Raw genomic sequence first — 544 nt, forward strand, 5'->3', positions numbered from 1 at the left:
CTTTCATGGTTTTTAATCCAATTTCATGAACTTGTTCAGGTGTTAAATTATCTTCTGGCGAAAAAGATTGGACAAAATGAAAACCAAATCGTTCATTTTCTTTCGGTTGATTTCCAGCTAAAATTGCCATTTCTCTTGTTAGTAACATTTCATCATAGGCATTGTTTGGAACGTTTATATTTTGCCCTGATACTAATTCTCCACCTTTTGTTTTTTCTGGATTGACAATATAATTCAGCGCTCGTGAGAGTTGCCCTTTACTATGAATTACTCCACTTGTATCTCTAGGCATATAAATTACGGTCATGGCATTATCCCTCCGCTATTTTTTTTAGCATGCTTTTTAATTTTTTATCTAAACTTTGAATTTCATTTTGATACTCATTGAGTAATTCTCTGGTTTGATTTTGTTCGGATTCATTTAAGTGTTTGGCAATTTGATTGAGATTATTTCCAATCCGATTGACTTCTAAATTTGCCTGCGCAATGGTAGACATAATTTCTTTAAGAGAAGAAAAATCCACCGTGTAAATTTTTTTATCTA

Annotated in this window: 2 protein-coding genes; both read right to left on the reverse strand. The window is 32.2% G+C overall.

The genetic code is table 11. The features are described from left to right. Positions 1–307 (reverse strand): relaxase/mobilization nuclease domain-containing protein (locus D1643_RS11420; RefSeq protein ID WP_160710686.1); only part of this gene is annotated, 307 nt, incomplete at its 3' end. A 4-nt stretch (positions 308–311) separates the two neighbouring features. After that, a partial coding sequence (gene mobC / locus D1643_RS11425; RefSeq protein ID WP_160710687.1) for a plasmid mobilization relaxosome protein MobC occupies positions 312–544 on the reverse strand: 233 nt, incomplete at its 5' end.

Origin of the sequence: Enterorhabdus sp. P55, assembly GCF_009911695.1 — a bacterium.
Taxonomy (GTDB): Bacteria; Actinomycetota; Coriobacteriia; order Coriobacteriales; family Eggerthellaceae; genus Enterorhabdus.